A 17,794-nucleotide genomic window follows, 5' to 3' on the forward strand; every position below is an offset into this window, starting at 1 on the left:
TTTTTGTCGGGTACTAAACAAATTACTTTTTAATATCTTTAGGGTTTAATATAAGTCATCTATGAAAAACATTTCATCAGTATTGTTAATTTCTGCTTTGGCATTCAATTATTCGTGTACCACAATGAAAACAAACGATATGAAACAGGAAATACCTGTACCGGATTCATCACTTTCGTCGAATCCTTTTATGAAAAAAAGCAAGCTTCAGTATGAAGCTCCGGAATTTGATAAAATCAAAAATGAACATTTCAAGCCTGCTTTTGAATTTGGTTTGAAGCAGCATGACGCTGAAATTCTGAAAATCGCAAACAATCCTGAAGCAGCAACTTTTGAAAATACGATTGTTGCCCTGGAAAAAAGTGGTGAAGTACTGAAAAGAGCAGTCACTGTATTCTCAAACCTTACAAGTGCCAATACAAACCCTACTCTACAGGCATTGGATGAAGAATTCGCTCCGGTTTTCGCAGCCCATTCTGATAAAATGTATCTGAATGAAAATTTGTATAAAAGAATACAGGCAGTTTCTGATAACGGCCTCGATTCTGAAAGTAAACGGCTGCTTCAGTTTTACAAACAGAATTTTGAAATTGCCGGAGCCAATCTTTCCGCTGCAGATAAAGAAAAACTGAAACAGATCAATCAGGAAATGGCTTCACTTTCAACCCAGTATTCCAACAAACTGCTTGAGGCAAGAAAGGCAGGAGGGATCATCATTGACAACGTAAAGGAACTTGACGGTCTTTCAGCTGACGAAATCGCAGCAGCTGCATCAGACGCAAAAAATGCAGGCCAGGATGGTAAATATCTGTTGGCCCTTCAAAACACCACTCAGCAACCCGTATTGCAAAATCTAACCAACAGAGCGACCCGTGAAAAAGTTTTCAAAGCCTCATGGATGAGAGCTGAAAAAGGTGGAAACAGCGATACCAGGGAAACCATTGAAAAACTTGCGAAATTAAGGCTTAAAAAAGCACAGGTCTTAGGTAAGAAAAGTTTCGCAGAGTGGAAATTACAGGATCAGATGGCCAAAACACCTGATGCAGCCGTGAAACTAATGAATCAATTGGCAACCCCTGCAGTAGAAACAGCGAGACGTGAAGCAAAAGATATTCAGGATCTGATTGACCAGCAGAAAGGAGGATTTAAATTAGAACCATGGGACTGGAATTTCTATGCCGAGCAGGTAAGAAAAGCTAAATTTGATTTAGATGAAAACCAGATCAAACCCTATTTTGAAATCACGACCGTTCTGGAAAAGGGTGTTTTCTTTGCAGCTGAAAAATTTTACGGACTGACTTTCAAAAAAAGAACAGATCTTCCGGTATACCATCCTGACGTGGTGACTTACGAAGTTTTTGACCATGACGGAAAATCTCTTGCCATTTATTATCTGGATTTCTATACAAGAGATTCTAAAAACGGGGGAGCATGGATGAGTAATTTCGTTGAACAGTCTTACCTTTTAGGGACAAAGCCGGTGATTGTCAACTGTTACAACTATCAGAAACCTGCTCCGGGAAAACCTTCACTGATCAGCTATGATGATGTGACGACGATTTTCCACGAATTCGGACATTCTATCCATGGAATGTTTGCCAACCAGAAATATCCTTCATTATCAGGAACCAATGTTCCCAGAGATTTTGTTGAATTTCCATCTCAGATCAATGAACACTGGGCTTTAGATCCGGTAGTTTTGAAAAATTACGCCATTCATTACGAAACAAAGCAGCCGATTCCACAGGCATTGGTAGATAAGATTAAAAAAGCAGCTACTTTCAATCAGGGGTATATGACCACGGAATTGGTTTCTGCAGCAGCGCTTGATATGGACTGGCATTCAGTGACCGGTGAAAATCAGTTATTGCCGGTTTTAGATTTTGAAAAACAATCTTTAACCAACCACGGATTTACGCTGTCAACGGTGCCGCCCAGATACCACACCCCTTACTTTGCCCATATCTGGGGCGGAGGTTACTCAGCAGGATATTATGCCTATTTATGGTCTGAAACTTTAGACAGTGACGCCTGGGAATGGATCATGAAAAACGGCGGACTGACGAGAGAAAACGGTGACCGTTTCAGAAAACACATTCTTTCGGTAGGAAATTCTGTCGACCTGAATCAGGCATTCCGGGATTTCACAGGACACGATCCGGATATTAAGCCGTTGTTGAGAAACAGAGGATTTATTAAATAATTTTTTAAGCATTCATTTTTTGGATGCTTTTTTTATTAGAACAAATTGTAGGAATTTATCTCTCGCAGATTTTTCATAGAATCTATGAAAATCTGTGCAATCTGTGGGAGAAATTTTAACGTAACTAACACAAACGTTTTCAAAATCATACAATTTAAATCTGCATAATCCGTAAAATCAGCGGGAGATTTAGCTTTGTGAAATTCGTGTAAATTTGTGTTTAAATAAAATCAAAAAAAAATGACCTGTCCCTGCTGTTCCGGAAAAACCTACGAAGAATGCTGTAAACCTTACCACACACAGGAAAAACTTGCACCTACTGCGGAAGCTTTGATGCGTTCAAGGTTTTCTGCATTCGCCATTCCGGACGGAAAATATCTAATGGATACAACTTCTCCCGGCAAGAGAAAATTTCACAATACAAAAGATCTGCAGGAATGGGGAGAAATCAATCAATGGACGAAATTGGAAATTTTAAGTAAACCATCGATGAATAAAGTGGAATTTAAAGCTTATTATATTGATGAAGACGGACAAAAACAAATTCATCACGAATTATCAACATTCAAAATGATTCAGAATCGTTGGTATTACGTAAGTGGTGAGTTTTTAGATTGACTTATTTAATCACAAAAACTTCTATCACATAAGTCAAAAAGATTTTTCTTGGTTTTGAAAATATTTCAGAACACATTAGAGAAAAATCAAAGATTTTTAACGTGAGTTTTTGCATTATCGTATATTCTTACTGTAAGCATACGATGAAAATCTTCGATTTTCAAATCTCACGTTTCTCAAATACTTTTTGCGTTTTTAAACTAAAACTTATGTGACATAGGTGTTAAAAAAAATGTTCAACATTTCTGCTGAACATTCTCGTTTTTATTTTAAAAAAACTCTTAATGAGCTTCGTTTCCGTCAATTCCATGAGCGTGACCGTGAGACAATTCTTCTTCAGTCGCAGGACGTGTGCTTACAATTTCCACCTGGAAATCCAAAACTTTACCTGCCATTGGATGGTTAAGGTCTGCAATGACAACTTCAGGGGTAACTTCTACCACAAATGCCTGAAAATTGTTGCCTTCGTTATCAGATAAAGGCAAGATAGCTCCCAAAGGTGGAGTTCCTGCTTCCTTGAACATATCAATCGGCAGCTGAGCGATTGCTTCGGGATCTTTTTCACCGTAAGCCTCTTCGGGCTGAATTACAAAAGCGGCTTTATCACCGGCTTTCAGTCCAAGGATATTTTGTTCAAATTTTGGAATCATCATTCCCAAACCGTATAAGAATGTAAGTGGATTTTCTGCGGTCGTTTCTTCTACAAGAATCTTACTTCCATCCTCTTCGATTGTGTGAAGTATGTAACTTACAGCTACAACATGATTGTTTTCGATTGTCATATTTTTTCTTTTTTTTCGTGATGCTTTTCACGAATATCAGCACAAATATACTGTTTTTGAAATCATAAATGGAGGAAGTTTTATTGATGAAAGTTTCCTCAAAAACAATTTTCTAATTTCTGTTTTTTGCTTCGTTTTTTTTCTTCTGCCTCAAGACATACAGATACAGGCTTTCCACCTTAGTTCTCGCCCAATCTGTTTTCCGTAAAAATTTCAGAGAAGAATTGATACTCGGGTTATCTGTAAAACATTTGATATTGATCTGCTCTCCCAGTTTCTCAAAGCCCTGATAATAGTCCACCAGTTCTTCAAGAATGGCATCCAAACGCTTTCCGTGAAGCGGATCTTTTGATTTTTCTTCCATAGCACCGTAAAATTAAATATTTTATCAGACTTAACGGCTAAAATTGTTTAAACTCTTAATGTTTAGTATTTTTGATGAAGGTATTTATTTCAGTACAGATCATCTTTCAAAAATTACTCATTACGAAAATCAATATGAGCAAGAATAACGAAGCAAACAGAAAAAAAAACAAAGATAAAATCACTCAGAAAAAACGCAGGCTTCAAAATGCTGAAGCAGAAAGGAAAGCACGTCTAAAACAGATCCGAGAGGATTTTAAAGCAAAAGAAGCCGATAATCAATGATAAAAATCCTCCACACCGCAGACTGGCATCTGGGTAAACGCCTGGACCGTTTTTCAAGGCTTGAAGAACAGGTCCTGGTCATGAACGAAATCACTGAAATTGCTGATCGTGAAAACGTTGATCTGGTATTGATTGCCGGAGATTTATTTGATAATTTCAATCCTGGAGTTGACGCAGCAGAACTTTTTTATAAAACCCTGAAGCGTTTATCATCACAGGGGAAACGTCCTGTAATCGCTATTTCAGGCAATCATGATTCTCCAAATCTGATTGATGCACCAGATCCGCTGGCAAGGGAATGCGGAATTATTCTGATTGGTCATCCAAAGGCAGTCATTACTCCTTTTGAGCTGGAGCATTTTAGAATTTCCAAGAGTGCAGAAGGTTTTATTGAAATGGAATTTAAAAATATAACTTTCCCTCTCAGGATTCTGCATACGCCCTATGCGAATGAAGTCCGTTTAAAAGAATATTTGGGAGAAAACAGGGAGGAAGAGCTCAACAGTGTTCTGAGAGAAAACTGGAAACAGACTGCAGATGAATTTTGTGATGATAACGGAGTTAACCTTTTAACGGCTCACCTTTATATGAACAAAAACGGGGCTCCAATCCTCGAAGAGCCTGAAGGTGAAAAACCTATTAAGATTGGAAATGCGGATTTAATCTGGTCAGACACGATTCCGCATCAGATTCAATACACTGCTTTGGGCCACCTGCATGGTTTTCAAAACATCGGAACTGCTGAAAAGCCTGTAGTCTATTCTTCATCACCTTTATGCTACAGCTTCAGTGAAGCCGGACAGACCAAATATGTTTCTATTATTGAAGCTGAACCGGGCCAAAATGTTTCATTTAATAAAATTGCATTAAAAAGCGGGAAAACACTGATCAGAAAAACATTTGACTCTGTAGAAACTACCATCGGATGGCTTCAGGAAAATCCTGATTCACTTGTTGAACTGACGATAGAAAGTGAAACTTTTCTGAAAGCTGAAGAAAGAAAACGGATTTATCAGGCTCATACCGGAATTGTGCATCTGATTCCAAAAGTTAAGAATCACGATTTTAATGAAAACCAATTGCCGGAAATCAATATCAGTCAGGATACACTTCCTCTTTTCCGTGATTATTTTAAATCTAAAAACGGCGGACAGGAACCTAATGAAGACCTGATAAATTTATTTAAAGAAATTGAAAACTACTAAGCTATGACTCCTATCCAGTTGACGATTGAAGGCCTATATTCTTATCAGGAACGTCAAAAAATCGATTTTGAAAAACTTACAGAAGCCGGTCTCTTTGGAATTTTCGGTTCGGTAGGCTCGGGAAAATCTTCTATTCTGGAGGCTATTTCATTTGCTCTTTACGGAGAAACGGAACGTCTCAACTCAAGAGACAAAAGGACTTATAATATGATGAACCTGAAATCAAACAAATCCTACATCGAGTTTGATTTTCTCAATTTTGAAAATAAAAAATTCCGCGCAGTAAGAGAGTTCAGAAGAAATTCCAAAAACTTCGAAGATGTAAAAACCCCTACCGTTTCCTTCTATGAATGGATCCGGGAAAAGTGGATCCCCCTGGACCATTCAAATACAGAGAAAATCATCGGTCTGAGCTATGCGAATTTCAAACGCACCATTATTATTCCCCAAGGTCAGTTTAAGGAATTTCTGGAACTGGGAGCAACTGACCGTACGAATATGATGAAAGAAATTTTCAGCCTTCAGCGGTTTGATCTTCAGAATAACGTCTCGGCTTTACATACAAAGAACAGGTCAGAGCTTGATCACCTGGAAGGCCAACTCAGAGGTTTTGAAGAAGTGAATGAAGAACAGATTCTTGTACATAAAGAGAATTTAAAACTCGAACAGCAAAAATTTGAAGAAGTAAAAAAACGGTTTAAAGAAACTGAAGAAAAATATCAGCAGCTTAAAAATCTGAAAACAGATTTTGAATCACTGAAACGGAAAAAAGATGACTTTGAGAAACTGTCCGGCCAGAAGGCTGAAGTAGATCAGTCAGAGCTCAAAACAGAATTGTATGATAAAGTTTCCAGAATTTTCATTCCCCTTACGGCTGAAAAAGATAAACTTCAGAAAGAAATTTCAGAGCAGAATATAAAGAAAGAAAATCAGGCTCGGTTTTTACAGGAAACAGAAGTCCAGTCTGAGAATATCAAAAATAAACTGGCTGCAGTTCTTCCAAAATTTGAAGCTTTGGAACAGTCTAAAATCCAGGAAAATGATTTGGATTTTATTATAAAAATGCTTCAGTTTTCTGAAGATATAAAAACATTAAAGGTAAGAACAGAAAAGGGCTCTGAAAAAGTAAAGGAAGTTGAAGCAGGACAAAATTTAATTCAGCAAAAATCTGACGAACTTTTAAAAAACATCGACAGTTTAAAACCCCAAAAAATAGATTCTGATATTTTAATAAGTGCCGGAAACTGGTTTTTGGAGCAGAAAAATTTAAAAGAATCTGAAAAAGATCAACGGGTTAAAATTGAAGATTTTCATTCTAAAATTGAGCACCTCAATGCTCTTTTGACTTCATCCGGAATTAATGCTGAAACTTTTAGAGAAGATTTCAAAACACGTTCAGAGGCATTGGAAAATGAATCTAAGGTGTTGTCAGAAAAAAGAAATCAACTTGAAGTTCAGCAAAAATTAGCCCATTTTGCCGGTGAACTCCACGATGGAGAATCCTGTCCTCTCTGTGGTTCACCCGAACATCCAAATATTATAGTATTCGATGATGTACATGCAGAACTAACCGATTTGGATGCAAAAATTCAAATCAACAGGAATCAATTGAATGAAACACAAAAACAATTTGCTGAAACTGAGAAAATCATTGACAGGAAAAAGATTTTTGAGGAACAGCAAAAAACCGAAACCGGGCGGTTAGGCACCTTTACAACAAGAATTGAAAGTCATCAGAAAAACTTTATCTGGTCCGGATTTTCTATTGAAGATGAAGCAGGATTTGAAAAGAAACGTCAACAATCCTTTGAAACTGAAAAACAGATTGAAGAATTAAACCGCCAGATGACCCTGCAGCAAAGAGCTTTTGAACAGGAACGTGAACATCTTGAAAAATATAAAAAAGCTTTAGAAGAATTTAAACTGGATGAGGCAAAAAAAGAAGAACAGATCAAAACGAACGAAGCCAGTTTAAAAATACTTCAATGGGCTGATTTTCAAAATAAGGACATAGGCGAAATACAGGATCTACATAAAAAACTTTCACAGTCTAATCTTGAAACTGAACAAAACTATCAGCAGCTCATCAGGGAGGAAAAAGAAATCTCACCGAATCTTGCTGAGCAGAAAACACTCCTGACTCAACTGGAAAGTCGAATTAACGAACTTACCAAAGAAATTTCAGATAATGAAAACAGGATAACGAACTCTTTAGTTGAAAATAATTTCAGTTCGTTAAGTGATATTCAGGCTATATTACTGCAGAACATCAATGTACAGGAAATCAGAACCCAGATTCAGACTTTCAGGATTCAGTTTGCAACCCTGAAAAACGGAATTACTGAACTGGAAAACAAATTGAAAGATTTTTCTTTTGACGAGGAAAAATATTCTTTTACTGAAAACCAATTTAACGTTCTTGAAAATGAATTGAAAACAGCCAATGATGCTGTAGTGAAAACAGGTTCTGAAGTTGAAAGACTTGAAAAAGAGTTTAAGAAAAAAGAAGACCTTCTAAAAGAGCTGGCACAATTGCAGAAACGTGCAGAAAATCTGAAGGTCATGACCGGGCTCTTTAAGGGAGCGGGCTTTGTACAGTATATCTCATCCATTTATCTCCGTCAGTTATGCGATCACGCCAATGTACGTTTCCACCGCATGACCAGAAATCAACTGAGCCTGCAACTGAATGAAAACAACGATTTTGAAATTATTGATTACCTGAATGAGGGAAGAAGCCGAAGTGTAAAAACGCTCTCAGGAGGGCAGTCCTTCCAGGTTTCTTTGAGCCTGGCTCTGGCTCTGGCAGAAAGTGTTCAGGCAAATGCGGTAGCAGAAAAAAATTTCTTTTTTATTGATGAGGGTTTCGGAACACAGGATATTGAGTCGGTTAATATTGTTTTTGAAACATTAATGAATCTTCAGAAAGAAAACAGGATCGTCGGCATCATTTCACATGTTGAAGAACTGAAAGAAAAAATCCCTGTTGCACTCAATATTACAAAGGATGAGGAAAAAGGAAGCCTGATCGAAATAGTTTAATATTTAATCTTTTTATTACATTTGACTGAATAAAAATAAATATGCAGCATTTACCTGTCATTCTGAAACCCGGAAAAAAAAAAAGCATCATCCTTATTCTCGTAAGTACGGGATTTGTGTGTTTGGGAATTTCACTGATCGAAAAAAGCATTTGGATAGCAGTATTCAATATTTTATTTTTTGGGATCTGTCTTATTATTTTCGTGATCAATATAGTTCCCGGTTCTTCTTATCTGAAAATAGATGAACGTGGAATTGAAATGAAAAACCTTTTCAGAACGACACTGATACCATGGCAGGCAGTGAATGGTTTTAAAACCAAATCCATTTTTATCACTAAAATGGTTACATTTAACATTGATGAAAAACTGTTGGAGTACTCAGGATTGAAAAGGAAAACAGGTGCTTTTCCTGATACTTACGGAATGTCTGCAGACAGTCTCGCTGCTTTGCTCACTAGCTATAAAGATCAATTCGACCCTCTGTAGATCAAATACTACCCGTGAAAAAAATCCTGAACAATATCATCCTGATTGTACTTCTGCTCGCAATTCCTGTGATCTCTTCACCGGACTTTGACGGAACTCTTTCAGTATTCAACTCAGAGCCTTTTCAGAGGGATTTTATCAGATTTGTTTTAGTAATCGGCTTTTTCTATCTGAATTCTCTGGTACTTCTGCCAAGGCTGTTCAGCAAAAAAAAAATAATATTCTTTTTTGCTGCAGTAGTATGCAGCTATGCAACTGTTGTCTTTCTTCCTTTTTCAATTGTTCCCAATCATCAGGGGAAAAATTACGGAAAACCTCAAAATGAAATGGAAATGCGTCTACCTCCGGAAAATGAAAATTTCAGGGGGAATATTCCTCCGGGGTTTCCTGAAGACAGATCTCAACACGAACAGATGGGAGCAAAAAAAGATAATACTCTGCCAAAAAAAATCTTCACTTCCATCCTTCCCTTTTTATTTTCATTTCTGAGTTCATTTTTTATTTACAAATCAAATGAACAGCGTGAGCTTGAAAAGCTGAAAGCAAAATCTGACCTTCTCAATTTAAAATATCAGCTCCAACCACATTTTCTGTTTAATATTCTCAATTCGATTTATTCACTCGCTCTGTTAAAATCTGATGATGCACCTGACGGTATTCTGAAACTTTCCAACGTCATGCGTTACGTGGTTCAGGAAAGCAGCAAAGATTTTGTAGAACTGAGTAAAGAAATAGAATATATCAAAGATTATATAGACCTGCAGCTGGTAAGGACAGACAACAGTTTAGATTTTTCATATACTGAAATAGGAGATCTTAAAAACCTGAAAATCGCTCCATTTATTCTGATTAATTTTATTGAAAATGCATTTAAATATGGTTTCAATGCGGAAGAAGATTCAAAAATAGAAGTAAAAATTATTGTTCAGGAAAAAATATTGAACTATACAGTGTTCAATACAGTTGTCAATACAAATGTCCCGGACCAGGAAAGTTTAAAAGTGGGTTTAAAAAACACCTTTGAACAGTTAAAACAAGTGTATCCCGAACGGCATACGATTGCAGTCCATGAAACGGAAAGTAGTTATGAGGTCTGTTTAACCCTTAATTTAAACTGAAAATATGATTAAAGCCATTGCTTTGGATGATGAAATTCTCGCTTTGAAAATCATTGAGAATTACGCAGAAAAAATTGAAAACTTATCCCTGGAGAAAATTTTCAATAAACAGAGTGATGCCCAGAAATACCTCAACAAATTTCCTGTCGATCTGATATTTCTGGATATAGAAATGCCTGCCAGGAATGGTCTGGATTTCTATAAAGCCATTTCCCAGAATACAAAAGTAATCTTTACCACAGCATATTCTGAATATGCAGTGGATGCCTTCAGTGTCAGTGCAGTCGATTACCTTCTCAAACCTTTCTCTTTTGAAAGATTTAAAACAGCGGTCGAAAAAATAAAAACCAGTCAGGACGCTGATGAGGTAAGGCATCTTTCCATCCGTGCCGATTATAAGCTTCACAAAATCAATTATGAGGATATTCAGCTGATCGAGGGATTGGATGATTACATCCGGATTCATTTGAAAGACTCTTCAAAAATTACCGCCCGTTCTTCGATGAAAAGCATTCTCGAAAAACTCTCTGAAAAAGAATTTGTGCGCGTTCACCGTTCTTTTATAGTTCCTGTCAGTGATATCCGGACAATTGTCAACAAAAATATTCATATCTCAGATTTTATCATTCCCGTTGGGGAAACCTATAAAGAAGATGTGATGAGGATTTTGAATAAGTAATTTTTCATTTTACTCAATGATCATTGGTCTTGTAAATATCAGTCATCTTAAAACTATCCTTTAAAAAAGAGGGAAATCTCTTACAATATTTTATTCACTGCGAACAAAGTTTGTTCTGACACGTAGAGAAAGCAATCTCAGGACAATTAAACATACTGTTTTTCCATTCCACAGGAATCCCGGCAACGTCTTAATCTGAGGTGTCAGAATTCTGCAGAATGACAGAACTGTGATATAGGAACCGAAAAAACACAGGCCGTCATCTTAATGTTTCTTAAAAAATATCTCTTTACCGACACATTTTTTTAGTTTACCTCATAAATTTTCAGATCCTGTAATTTGAAAATACATTTGACGTAAGAAAAATATAGAAAAGATGAAAACAATTGACAGAAAAGGCTTTTTAAAAACTCTTGGAATCGCAGGCGTTGCCGCAGTAGCAGCACCGGTTCTGATGCACTGCAGAAAAGATGATGACGATGATTCTGCGACAGGAACCATAAACAACAGTATTTCTACTGCCTGTGCAGTAACAAATTCTGAAACGGAAGGTCCATTTCCTACGAAAACACCTTCAAGTCTTGTCCAAAGCAATATCGTGAGTGACAGAACCGGAGTTCCGTTTACTATTGGAATCACAGTTCAGAACGTAAATGCAGGGTGTGCCAGCTTACAGGGAGCAATCGTTGATATCTGGCACTGCGACAAAGACGGAAATTACTCTGAATATGGCGGAACCGGAATGCAGTCTGCCAATTACACTTCCGTTCATTTCCTAAGAGGCAGACAGACGACCGGTGCTGACGGAAAAGTAAATTTCACTTCAATTTTTCCGGGTTGGTATAACGGAAGAGCAACCCATATTCATGTGCATATCTACAATTCATCAGGACAATCCCTTTTGGTTACCCAAATTGCTTTTCCTGAAGGAAATGACAGTGCAGTGGTCTTAGTCGGAGCGAGTTCAGGATATAAAGGGATGAGCGGATATACCTATAATTCAAATGACAATGTTTTCAGCGACGGAACGGCTAACGAAATGTCCAGTATTTCAGGAAGTGTAAGCGCAGGATATGCATTGACTCACACGATAAAGGTTTTAGCTTAGGTTTGGTTTAGTTCATTTTTTAACAGAGCGGTAAATGATCATGAGGTTGATTTTTAGGTTTTGAAAATCATTTATCGCTTTTAATTTCCATTATTATGTTAGTTCAGACTCCATCAACAATATTTAAATCAGATTTCGCCGTATGGAAAGAGAAAAGTTCCTGCCGGATCAGGGAGATCGCTGTTGAAAAAGATGATTTCAGATTTACGAAGATTACAGAAGTTGTCTTTGATGAGAATGAAACCTACTGTTTTCAATATAAGGCGAACTGTAACGTTATGATCATTGTAATTTACGGTGAAATTTCAATCAGTGATTTCAGAAAAAAGGTATCAGCACAAAATATTTTCACATTAAAATCCACAGAGACTGATTTTTTAACCGTTAAAAATAATATTCAGGATGAAAAAGCTGACATACTGATTATAGAATCTGTATCTGAGACACCAGACGATTCTTTTAAGATTAAAAATTTAGATATTGCATCTCGAAATTCATTCAATCAAATTACTGAAGATTTTGACTTTCCTAATTTTATTGGATTATATGATGGAAGAAAAGAAGGTATTTATACGCTTTGTCAACCTCAGAAATCCATATTTGGAATGGTTTTAAATGGTGCCTTTGAGTTCCAGAACAGATTGCTGGAGAACAGGGATGCGGTCTTATTAAGTGAAATCGAAACTCTGGAGTTTGAGGCTTTGAGTGAAAATGCTTTACTGGTATTTCTGGAAATCTGAAACATGACAGGTGAAGAATTCTTATCTCAACACTTTCAGAAAAGAAACCGTTTTCCCTATTCTTCTGGATGAAAAATCATCAGTGAGTATCGAATTATTCGAAACCGGCGGACGAAAACTTTTCTCTGTGATTGACCATGAAAGTCTCGCTGCGGGAATACAGGAAATTAAAATATCGAGGAACCGGTTAGATTCGGGCAGATACTCCGTAAAAGTAACGATCGAAAACTCCCGGGGAAAATTTACTGAAAACATTGACGTAACCGTCAAATAATACAATCTGTAACAGATTATTTTTTCATGTTTTGGTGTTTAGTATCAGGGCAGCGTATGACTGTCCTGTTTTTATTCACTTAAAATATTGATCAAACATTAAAATTATGAAAGCAAAGATAAAATTAGCATTTCGAATCGTTATCGACCGGAATTCTGAAATGGTTTGGGATCAGTATATTTTTGAAGACACCTATTTTGAATACAAGGTTCAGCATCAGGTTTTTGATGATAAAGAAAATCCTGTGAAAAACTACTGGGAACTTCTGATGAAAAATCCTCATGCAGAAAAAATTCCTTTTTTATTAAGTTCAGCTGTTACCAATTATGTATCTCAACTGAATAATGAGATCAAAAGTCTACCTGATGTTTTAGGCAGCACTCATTTTCCGGTTGAAAATTTTAAACTGGATCTGATCAGTTCAAATACAGAAGATCCTTCCAGGCACAAAATCGGACTTACTTTTTATACTCCCGAACTTCTTCTGATCGATATCATTGACAACAGATATCTTTTAAGCAGAGATACTGAAAGCACCAATGCTTTTAACACGTTCATGTTTGCTTTCCATCCTCAGGTTTCCATTGCTCACTATAAGGTCATTCAGTGAATAGAATAACTGTCTGGCCGATGAAATCATCACTTCACACTTATTTGTAAAAATAATACAAACTCCGGTGATCTGACCGGAGTTTGTATTTATATTATTTTACTTTGGGTGCTACTTTTTCGCCGAACAGTTCAATGGATTTCATCATGATCTCATGAGCAGGATCTCCAACATCCATATGACCGATAAATCTCGTGATTCCGAAGATTTCTTTCATATCATTAATCTTATCAGCAACATGATCTGCATTCCCGATAAATAATGCACCCTCTCTGGCTTTTCCACCGTCATACTGCATTTTTGTAAATGGCGCCCATCCTCTCGCCTTTCCAATCCTGTCCATCTGGGCTTTGTAGGTATGAAAATATCCTTCAATAACATTCTGATCTTCACTGACAAAAGTATGTGAATGAATGGCAATCTGCATTTCGGATTCATCATGACCTGCTTTAAGGTATTCCTGTTTGTAAAATTCAACTAAACTCCTGAACTGTACAGGCATTCCTCCGATAATGGCAACCACTAAGGGCATTCCCAATTTGGCAGCACTTAATACAGATTGTGGAGTTCCGCCCACAGCCCTCCAGATCGGAAGTTTTCCGTTATTTTTGGCTCTTGGATAAACAGTCTGATTCTGCATCGGCGCACGAAGTTTCCCGGACCAGGAAACATTTTCCCCTGAATTTATTTTTAGTAACAGTTCCAGTTTCTCATCAAACAGTTCTTCATAATCATTCAGCGAGTAACCGTAAAGCGGAAAAGACTCGATAAAGCTTCCACGTCCCACGTATATTTCAGCTCTCCCCTCTGAGATCAGATCCAAAGTTGAAAAGTCTTCATACACTTTTACAGGCTCGGATGAACTTAAAACCGTTACGCCACTTGCTAATTTTATATTTTTTGTAATGCTTGCCGCTGCTGCCAAAACGATTTCCGGTGAAGAAACCGCATAATCTGCACGGTGATGCTCGCCCATTGCAAAAACATCGATCCCCACATCATCCATCAGTTTTACCTGCTCAAGAATTTCACGGATTTTAATTCCTGCATCTCTGTATTTTCCGGTAGCCTGATCGAAAGACAAGTCTCCGAACATTCCTATTCCTAATTCCATACTGTTGATTTTTATAAGACAAAATTAGCGTAATGAATGATTAAAAACGTTGATGTTTGGTAAGAAAGAACTTAAGATGAACAGTTGAATATTATTCACAATAACATCATTGATTTTTGTGGTATTTATTCGGTATTTATATTTAAAAAAGAAAATCCAGCCTTATTCAGACTGGATTTTCTATTAAACTGACACTTGGGCAAAAAGCCAGCCGCAAATAGCATTCTACTTCTTTAGGTTCTGATCAAAATAATCAGTTATTTTCTGCATAAGATGAACCCTGTCTTTACCGATTACATTGTGTGGGTGCCCGGGATACACAAAGTAATCCAACTGAACCCCGTTATCAACAGCAGATTTAATGAATTTCATCGAATGCTGCCAAACCACTACATCATCCTGTGCTCCGTGGATCATCAGCAGCTTTCCTTTTAAATTCTGAACTTTATCCAATAGATTGGCTGCAGCATAACCCTGCGGGTTTTCCTGCGGAGAATCCATATATCTTTCTCCATACATGATTTCATACATACTCCAGTCTATTACCGGTCCTCCTGCCACGCCTACTTTGAAAACATCAGGCTGGCGAAGCATAAAGCTTGTCGTCATAAAGCCTCCGAAGCTCCATCCATGAATCCCCAGTCTTTCAGAGTCTACATACGGAAGAGATTTCAGATATTTAACGCCCTGCATCTGGTCGCTCATTTCAGTCGTTCCGAGATTTCTGAAAACAGCCTGCTCAAACTTCATTCCACGGTTTGAAGAACCACGTCCGTCCATCGTGAAAATGATATATCCGTTTTGTGCCATGTACTCATACCAAAGATTTCCTGAAGCCGGAAAACTGTTTGTGATCAACTGTAAATGCGGACCGTTATACAGATAAACGATAACAGGATACTTTTTATTCGGATCAAAATTGGTTGGCAGAATGATTTTTCCGTACAATAAAGTTCCGTCGTCTGCCTTTAAATTGATATTCTTAATTTCAGGGCGCTGATAATTTTTTAACGGATTTTCTGCTGTCAGAAGATTAGTCGCTTTTAATGTTGATGTATTGATAATGTTGGAAACTCTCGGTGTACCGGCATTGGTGTAAGAATCATAAAGATAGTTTCCGTCACTGCTTAAAACGGCAGCATGCATTCCTTCAGCACTTTCTAATTTTTGAGTTTTGAATGTTGCCCAGTTAATCCTGTACAGATGCCTCTCAGTAGGTCCTTCCTGGGTGGAAATATAATAAATATCTTTCTTTTTCTCATTAAATCCTAAAACATCGGTTACCAGCCAATCCCCTTTTGTCATCTGGGCGATCAGCCCTTTTTCCAGACTGTAATGGAATAGATGATTATATCCCGTTTTCTGGCTCTGCCAGATAAAATCGGTATTGGAATTTGGAAAGAACAGCAATGGATGCTGTGGCTCTACATATTTACTGTCGGTCTCTTCAAACAGTGTTTTGACAAGATTTCCTGTAACAGCGTCATACTGATTCATCTTCAGATGATTCTGGCCTCTGTTTAAAACTCCTACAAATATAAATTTAGAATCCGGACTCCAGGTTACTGCTGTTAGGTACTGGTCTTTTTCACCTTCAATCTTAAGAAACGCAGTTGTTTCATTTTTAATATTATAGACTCCCAGACTAACTTCGTGAGAAGTTTTTCCTGCCATCGGATACTTGATATTTGTATTGACTGCGGGAGTGACAGACCAGTCGATTATCGGGTAATCTGCAACCATGGTCTGATCCATTCTGTAAAAAGCAATATGTTCTGAATCGGGAGAAGGAAATATTCCTGTATCAATGCCAAATTCATTTCTGTGAACATTGGAAGCTCCGTTAAGTATGTTTTGGTTTGAATCACTGGTTATTGCAACTTCTTTTCCGTTTTTATTGATAAACAGATTATTGTCCTTTGTATAAACTATCGTCTGATGATCTGCAAGCATTTTTACATTGGCAGGATTATCTCCAAATGTTGCGGAACGCTTCATTTTCCAATCATTCCCGGATTTTTCCAACCAGTAAATTTGATTACTGTCTGTAAAATATGCACTTGAACTGCTGTTGAATTTCAGAGGCGGAAGACCTTTTAATTTTTTATCTGTAAAATTTTTATTCAGTTGATTCAGAGAAATCAGGGTATCCTGCTTACCTGTTTTTAGATCAGTCTGCAGATACCCGCCTTTTACAGCCTGAATATAGGATTTATTATCAGTAGACCATGAAAACTGGGAAATGTTTTTCACTGCCAGATTGCTCCGCAGTCCGTTGACCGCTTCTGCCATGGTGAATTTTTGAGTCTGTGCAAAAGCAGTTCCTCCCAAAACCACCATCAATAGAGAAAATTTATATAGTCGCATTGTATAAAATTGAATGGGTCAAAAATAAGAAATAAATGAGTACCGTTAAGAAATGTTAATAAGAATGTTTTCATATTTCATTTTATTTCAATTCTCTAATGATGTATAACTCAATGAGTAACTAAAAATCAAAACAGATGCGTTAAATTTATATTAAAAATTAATTTCTTATCCTAAATCAATGAATCCAATATAAGTCTTGCCTTAGATTTGCATTATCAATAACAACGAAAAAATTAAATTACAATGGCTACAAAATGGAATTTAGACCCTGCACACAGTGAAATTACTTTTAAAGTAAAGCATATGATGATTTCCAACATTAAAGGAAATTTTACCAATTTCACTGCAGAAATCGATGCTGATGACGATACTTTTGCGAATGCTAAAACGACAGCAACGATCCAGGTAGACTCTATCTCAACACACAACGCTGACAGGGATACTCACCTTAAATCTCCTGAGTTTTTCAACGCTGAAGCAAATCCTACCATCACTTTCGAGTCTGACGCTCTCAACAATGAAGTAACAGGAAATCTGACTTTGAATGGTGTAACAAAACCAATCACTTTAGACGTAGACTTCGGAGGTATCAACGTAGATCCCTGGGGAAATACCAAAGCAGGTTTTTCTTTTGAAGGAAAAATCAACAGAAAAGATTTCGGCCTTAACTGGAATGCTGCTTTGGAAGCAGGTGGTGTAATGGTGAGTGAAGAAGTGAAGATTGCCGGTGAATTACAGTTTGTAAAACAGGCATAGTACATTAAATATAGTTTCTGAGGATTCGGTGATTACTAT

The 17,794-nt window shown here is 37.1% G+C and carries 17 protein-coding genes; 13 read left to right on the plus strand and 4 right to left on the minus strand.

All coding sequences use genetic code 11. The annotated features are described in order from the left end of the window. The first annotated feature begins 61 nt into the window (after window positions 1-61). Both AC2A07_RS07875 and AC2A07_RS07880 read left to right on the plus strand, forming a co-directional pair. Window positions 62-2,203 (plus strand): M3 family metallopeptidase, encoded by a 2,142-nt coding sequence (locus tag AC2A07_RS07875; RefSeq protein ID WP_314496623.1) that lies wholly within the window; start codon window positions 62-64, stop codon window positions 2,201-2,203. 240 nt (window positions 2,204-2,443) lie between these two features. Beyond that, window positions 2,444-2,821 (plus strand): YchJ family protein, encoded by a 378-nt coding sequence (locus AC2A07_RS07880; RefSeq protein WP_484049951.1) that lies wholly within the window; start codon window positions 2,444-2,446, stop codon window positions 2,819-2,821. Between the two features lie 281 nt (window positions 2,822-3,102). Here AC2A07_RS07880 and AC2A07_RS07885 read toward each other — a convergent pair whose 3' ends face one another. Further along, the gene (locus tag AC2A07_RS07885; protein ID WP_314496619.1) at window positions 3,103-3,603 is read right to left on the minus strand and encodes an FKBP-type peptidyl-prolyl cis-trans isomerase; all 501 of its coding nucleotides are present in this window, start codon (window positions 3,601-3,603) and stop codon (window positions 3,103-3,105) included. Window positions 3,604-3,715: 112 nt separating this feature from the next. Then, window positions 3,716-3,967, minus strand: coding sequence for a VF530 family protein (locus AC2A07_RS07890; RefSeq protein WP_484049952.1), 252 nt, complete (start codon window positions 3,965-3,967; stop codon window positions 3,716-3,718). Between the two features lie 134 nt (window positions 3,968-4,101). On the opposite strand from AC2A07_RS07890, the gene AC2A07_RS07895 reads away from it, so the two are divergent. The 10 genes from AC2A07_RS07895 to AC2A07_RS07940 all read left to right on the plus strand — a co-directional run bounded on the left by AC2A07_RS07895 (window position 4,102) and on the right by AC2A07_RS07940 (window position 13,515). Next, complete coding sequence (locus tag AC2A07_RS07895; protein ID WP_314496614.1) at window positions 4,102-4,251, plus strand: hypothetical protein; 150 nt, start codon at window positions 4,102-4,104, stop codon at window positions 4,249-4,251. After that, window positions 4,251-5,456: a metallophosphoesterase family protein gene (locus AC2A07_RS07900; RefSeq protein ID WP_484049974.1), complete on the plus strand. Its 1,206-nt coding sequence runs from the start codon at window positions 4,251-4,253 to the stop codon at window positions 5,454-5,456. Before AC2A07_RS07895 ends, AC2A07_RS07900 begins: the two co-directional genes overlap by 1 nt. 3 nt (window positions 5,457-5,459) lie before the next feature. Beyond that, on the plus strand, window positions 5,460-8,498 hold the full coding sequence (locus tag AC2A07_RS07905) for a sbcc family protein (RefSeq protein WP_484049953.1): 3,039 nt from the start codon (window positions 5,460-5,462) through the stop codon (window positions 8,496-8,498). A gap of 41 nt (window positions 8,499-8,539) precedes the next feature. Further along, window positions 8,540-8,986: an STM3941 family protein gene (locus AC2A07_RS07910; RefSeq protein WP_484049954.1), complete on the plus strand. Its 447-nt coding sequence runs from the start codon at window positions 8,540-8,542 to the stop codon at window positions 8,984-8,986. A gap of 14 nt (window positions 8,987-9,000) precedes the next feature. Beyond that, window positions 9,001-10,104, plus strand: a complete 1,104-nt coding sequence (locus AC2A07_RS07915) for a sensor histidine kinase (RefSeq protein WP_484049955.1) — start codon at window positions 9,001-9,003, stop codon at window positions 10,102-10,104. A gap of 4 nt (window positions 10,105-10,108) precedes the next feature. After that, window positions 10,109-10,783: a response regulator gene (locus AC2A07_RS07920; protein ID WP_314496602.1), complete on the plus strand. Its 675-nt coding sequence runs from the start codon at window positions 10,109-10,111 to the stop codon at window positions 10,781-10,783. Between the two features lie 376 nt (window positions 10,784-11,159). Continuing rightward, window positions 11,160-11,891 (plus strand): dioxygenase family protein, encoded by a 732-nt coding sequence (locus tag AC2A07_RS07925; RefSeq protein WP_314496599.1) that lies wholly within the window; start codon window positions 11,160-11,162, stop codon window positions 11,889-11,891. A gap of 95 nt (window positions 11,892-11,986) precedes the next feature. After that, entirely contained in the window at window positions 11,987-12,631 is a 645-nt protein-coding gene (locus AC2A07_RS07930) for a hypothetical protein (RefSeq protein ID WP_484049956.1), read from the plus strand. Between the two features lie 10 nt (window positions 12,632-12,641). Then, entirely contained in the window at window positions 12,642-12,905 is a 264-nt protein-coding gene (locus AC2A07_RS07935; protein WP_484049957.1) for a hypothetical protein, read from the plus strand. A 106-nt stretch (window positions 12,906-13,011) separates the two neighbouring features. Next, entirely contained in the window at window positions 13,012-13,515 is a 504-nt protein-coding gene (locus AC2A07_RS07940) for a hypothetical protein (RefSeq protein ID WP_484049958.1), read from the plus strand. 94 nt (window positions 13,516-13,609) lie between these two features. Here the strand turns inward: AC2A07_RS07940 and AC2A07_RS07945 are convergent, their stop codons facing one another. Together AC2A07_RS07945 and AC2A07_RS07950 are read right to left on the minus strand one after the other, a co-directional pair. Then, window positions 13,610-14,629 carry an LLM class flavin-dependent oxidoreductase gene (locus AC2A07_RS07945; protein WP_484049959.1) on the minus strand — a complete coding sequence of 340 codons (1,020 nt, stop codon included), beginning with the start codon at window positions 14,627-14,629 and terminating at the stop codon, window positions 13,610-13,612. 225 nt (window positions 14,630-14,854) lie between these two features. Next, the gene (locus AC2A07_RS07950) at window positions 14,855-16,996 is read right to left on the minus strand and encodes a S9 family peptidase (RefSeq protein WP_484049960.1); all 2,142 of its coding nucleotides are present in this window, start codon (window positions 16,994-16,996) and stop codon (window positions 14,855-14,857) included. 246 nt (window positions 16,997-17,242) lie between these two features. Between AC2A07_RS07950 and AC2A07_RS07955 the strand changes: the two genes are divergently transcribed. Next, window positions 17,243-17,755 carry a YceI family protein gene (locus AC2A07_RS07955; protein ID WP_314496580.1) on the plus strand — a complete coding sequence of 171 codons (513 nt, stop codon included), beginning with the start codon at window positions 17,243-17,245 and terminating at the stop codon, window positions 17,753-17,755. Window positions 17,756-17,794: the final 39 nt, after the last annotated feature.

The sequence above is a fragment of the Chryseobacterium sp. HNCC26DJ238 genome (assembly GCF_057180465.1).

Bases quoted from the DNA above. Each gene is read 5' to 3' on its own strand.
- AC2A07_RS07875 (WP_314496623.1), top strand. From the start codon at position 62: ATGAAAAACATTTCATCAGTATTGTTAATTTCTGCTTTGGCATTCAAT.
- AC2A07_RS07880 (WP_484049951.1), top strand. From the start codon at position 2,444: ATGACCTGTCCCTGCTGTTCCGGAAAAACCTACGAAGAATGCTGTAAA.
- AC2A07_RS07885 (WP_314496619.1), bottom strand. From the start codon at position 3,603: ATGACAATCGAAAACAATCATGTTGTAGCTGTAAGTTACATACTTCAC.
- AC2A07_RS07890 (WP_484049952.1), bottom strand. From the start codon at position 3,967: ATGGAAGAAAAATCAAAAGATCCGCTTCACGGAAAGCGTTTGGATGCC.
- AC2A07_RS07895 (WP_314496614.1), top strand. From the start codon at position 4,102: ATGAGCAAGAATAACGAAGCAAACAGAAAAAAAAACAAAGATAAAATC.
- AC2A07_RS07905 (WP_484049953.1), top strand. From the start codon at position 5,460: ATGACTCCTATCCAGTTGACGATTGAAGGCCTATATTCTTATCAGGAA.
- AC2A07_RS07910 (WP_484049954.1), top strand. From the start codon at position 8,540: ATGCAGCATTTACCTGTCATTCTGAAACCCGGAAAAAAAAAAAGCATC.
- AC2A07_RS07920 (WP_314496602.1), top strand. From the start codon at position 10,109: ATGATTAAAGCCATTGCTTTGGATGATGAAATTCTCGCTTTGAAAATC.
- AC2A07_RS07925 (WP_314496599.1), top strand. From the start codon at position 11,160: ATGAAAACAATTGACAGAAAAGGCTTTTTAAAAACTCTTGGAATCGCA.
- AC2A07_RS07930 (WP_484049956.1), top strand. From the start codon at position 11,987: ATGTTAGTTCAGACTCCATCAACAATATTTAAATCAGATTTCGCCGTA.
- AC2A07_RS07940 (WP_484049958.1), top strand. From the start codon at position 13,012: ATGAAAGCAAAGATAAAATTAGCATTTCGAATCGTTATCGACCGGAAT.
- AC2A07_RS07945 (WP_484049959.1), bottom strand. From the start codon at position 14,629: ATGGAATTAGGAATAGGAATGTTCGGAGACTTGTCTTTCGATCAGGCT.
- AC2A07_RS07950 (WP_484049960.1), bottom strand. From the start codon at position 16,996: ATGCGACTATATAAATTTTCTCTATTGATGGTGGTTTTGGGAGGAACT.
- AC2A07_RS07955 (WP_314496580.1), top strand. From the start codon at position 17,243: ATGGCTACAAAATGGAATTTAGACCCTGCACACAGTGAAATTACTTTT.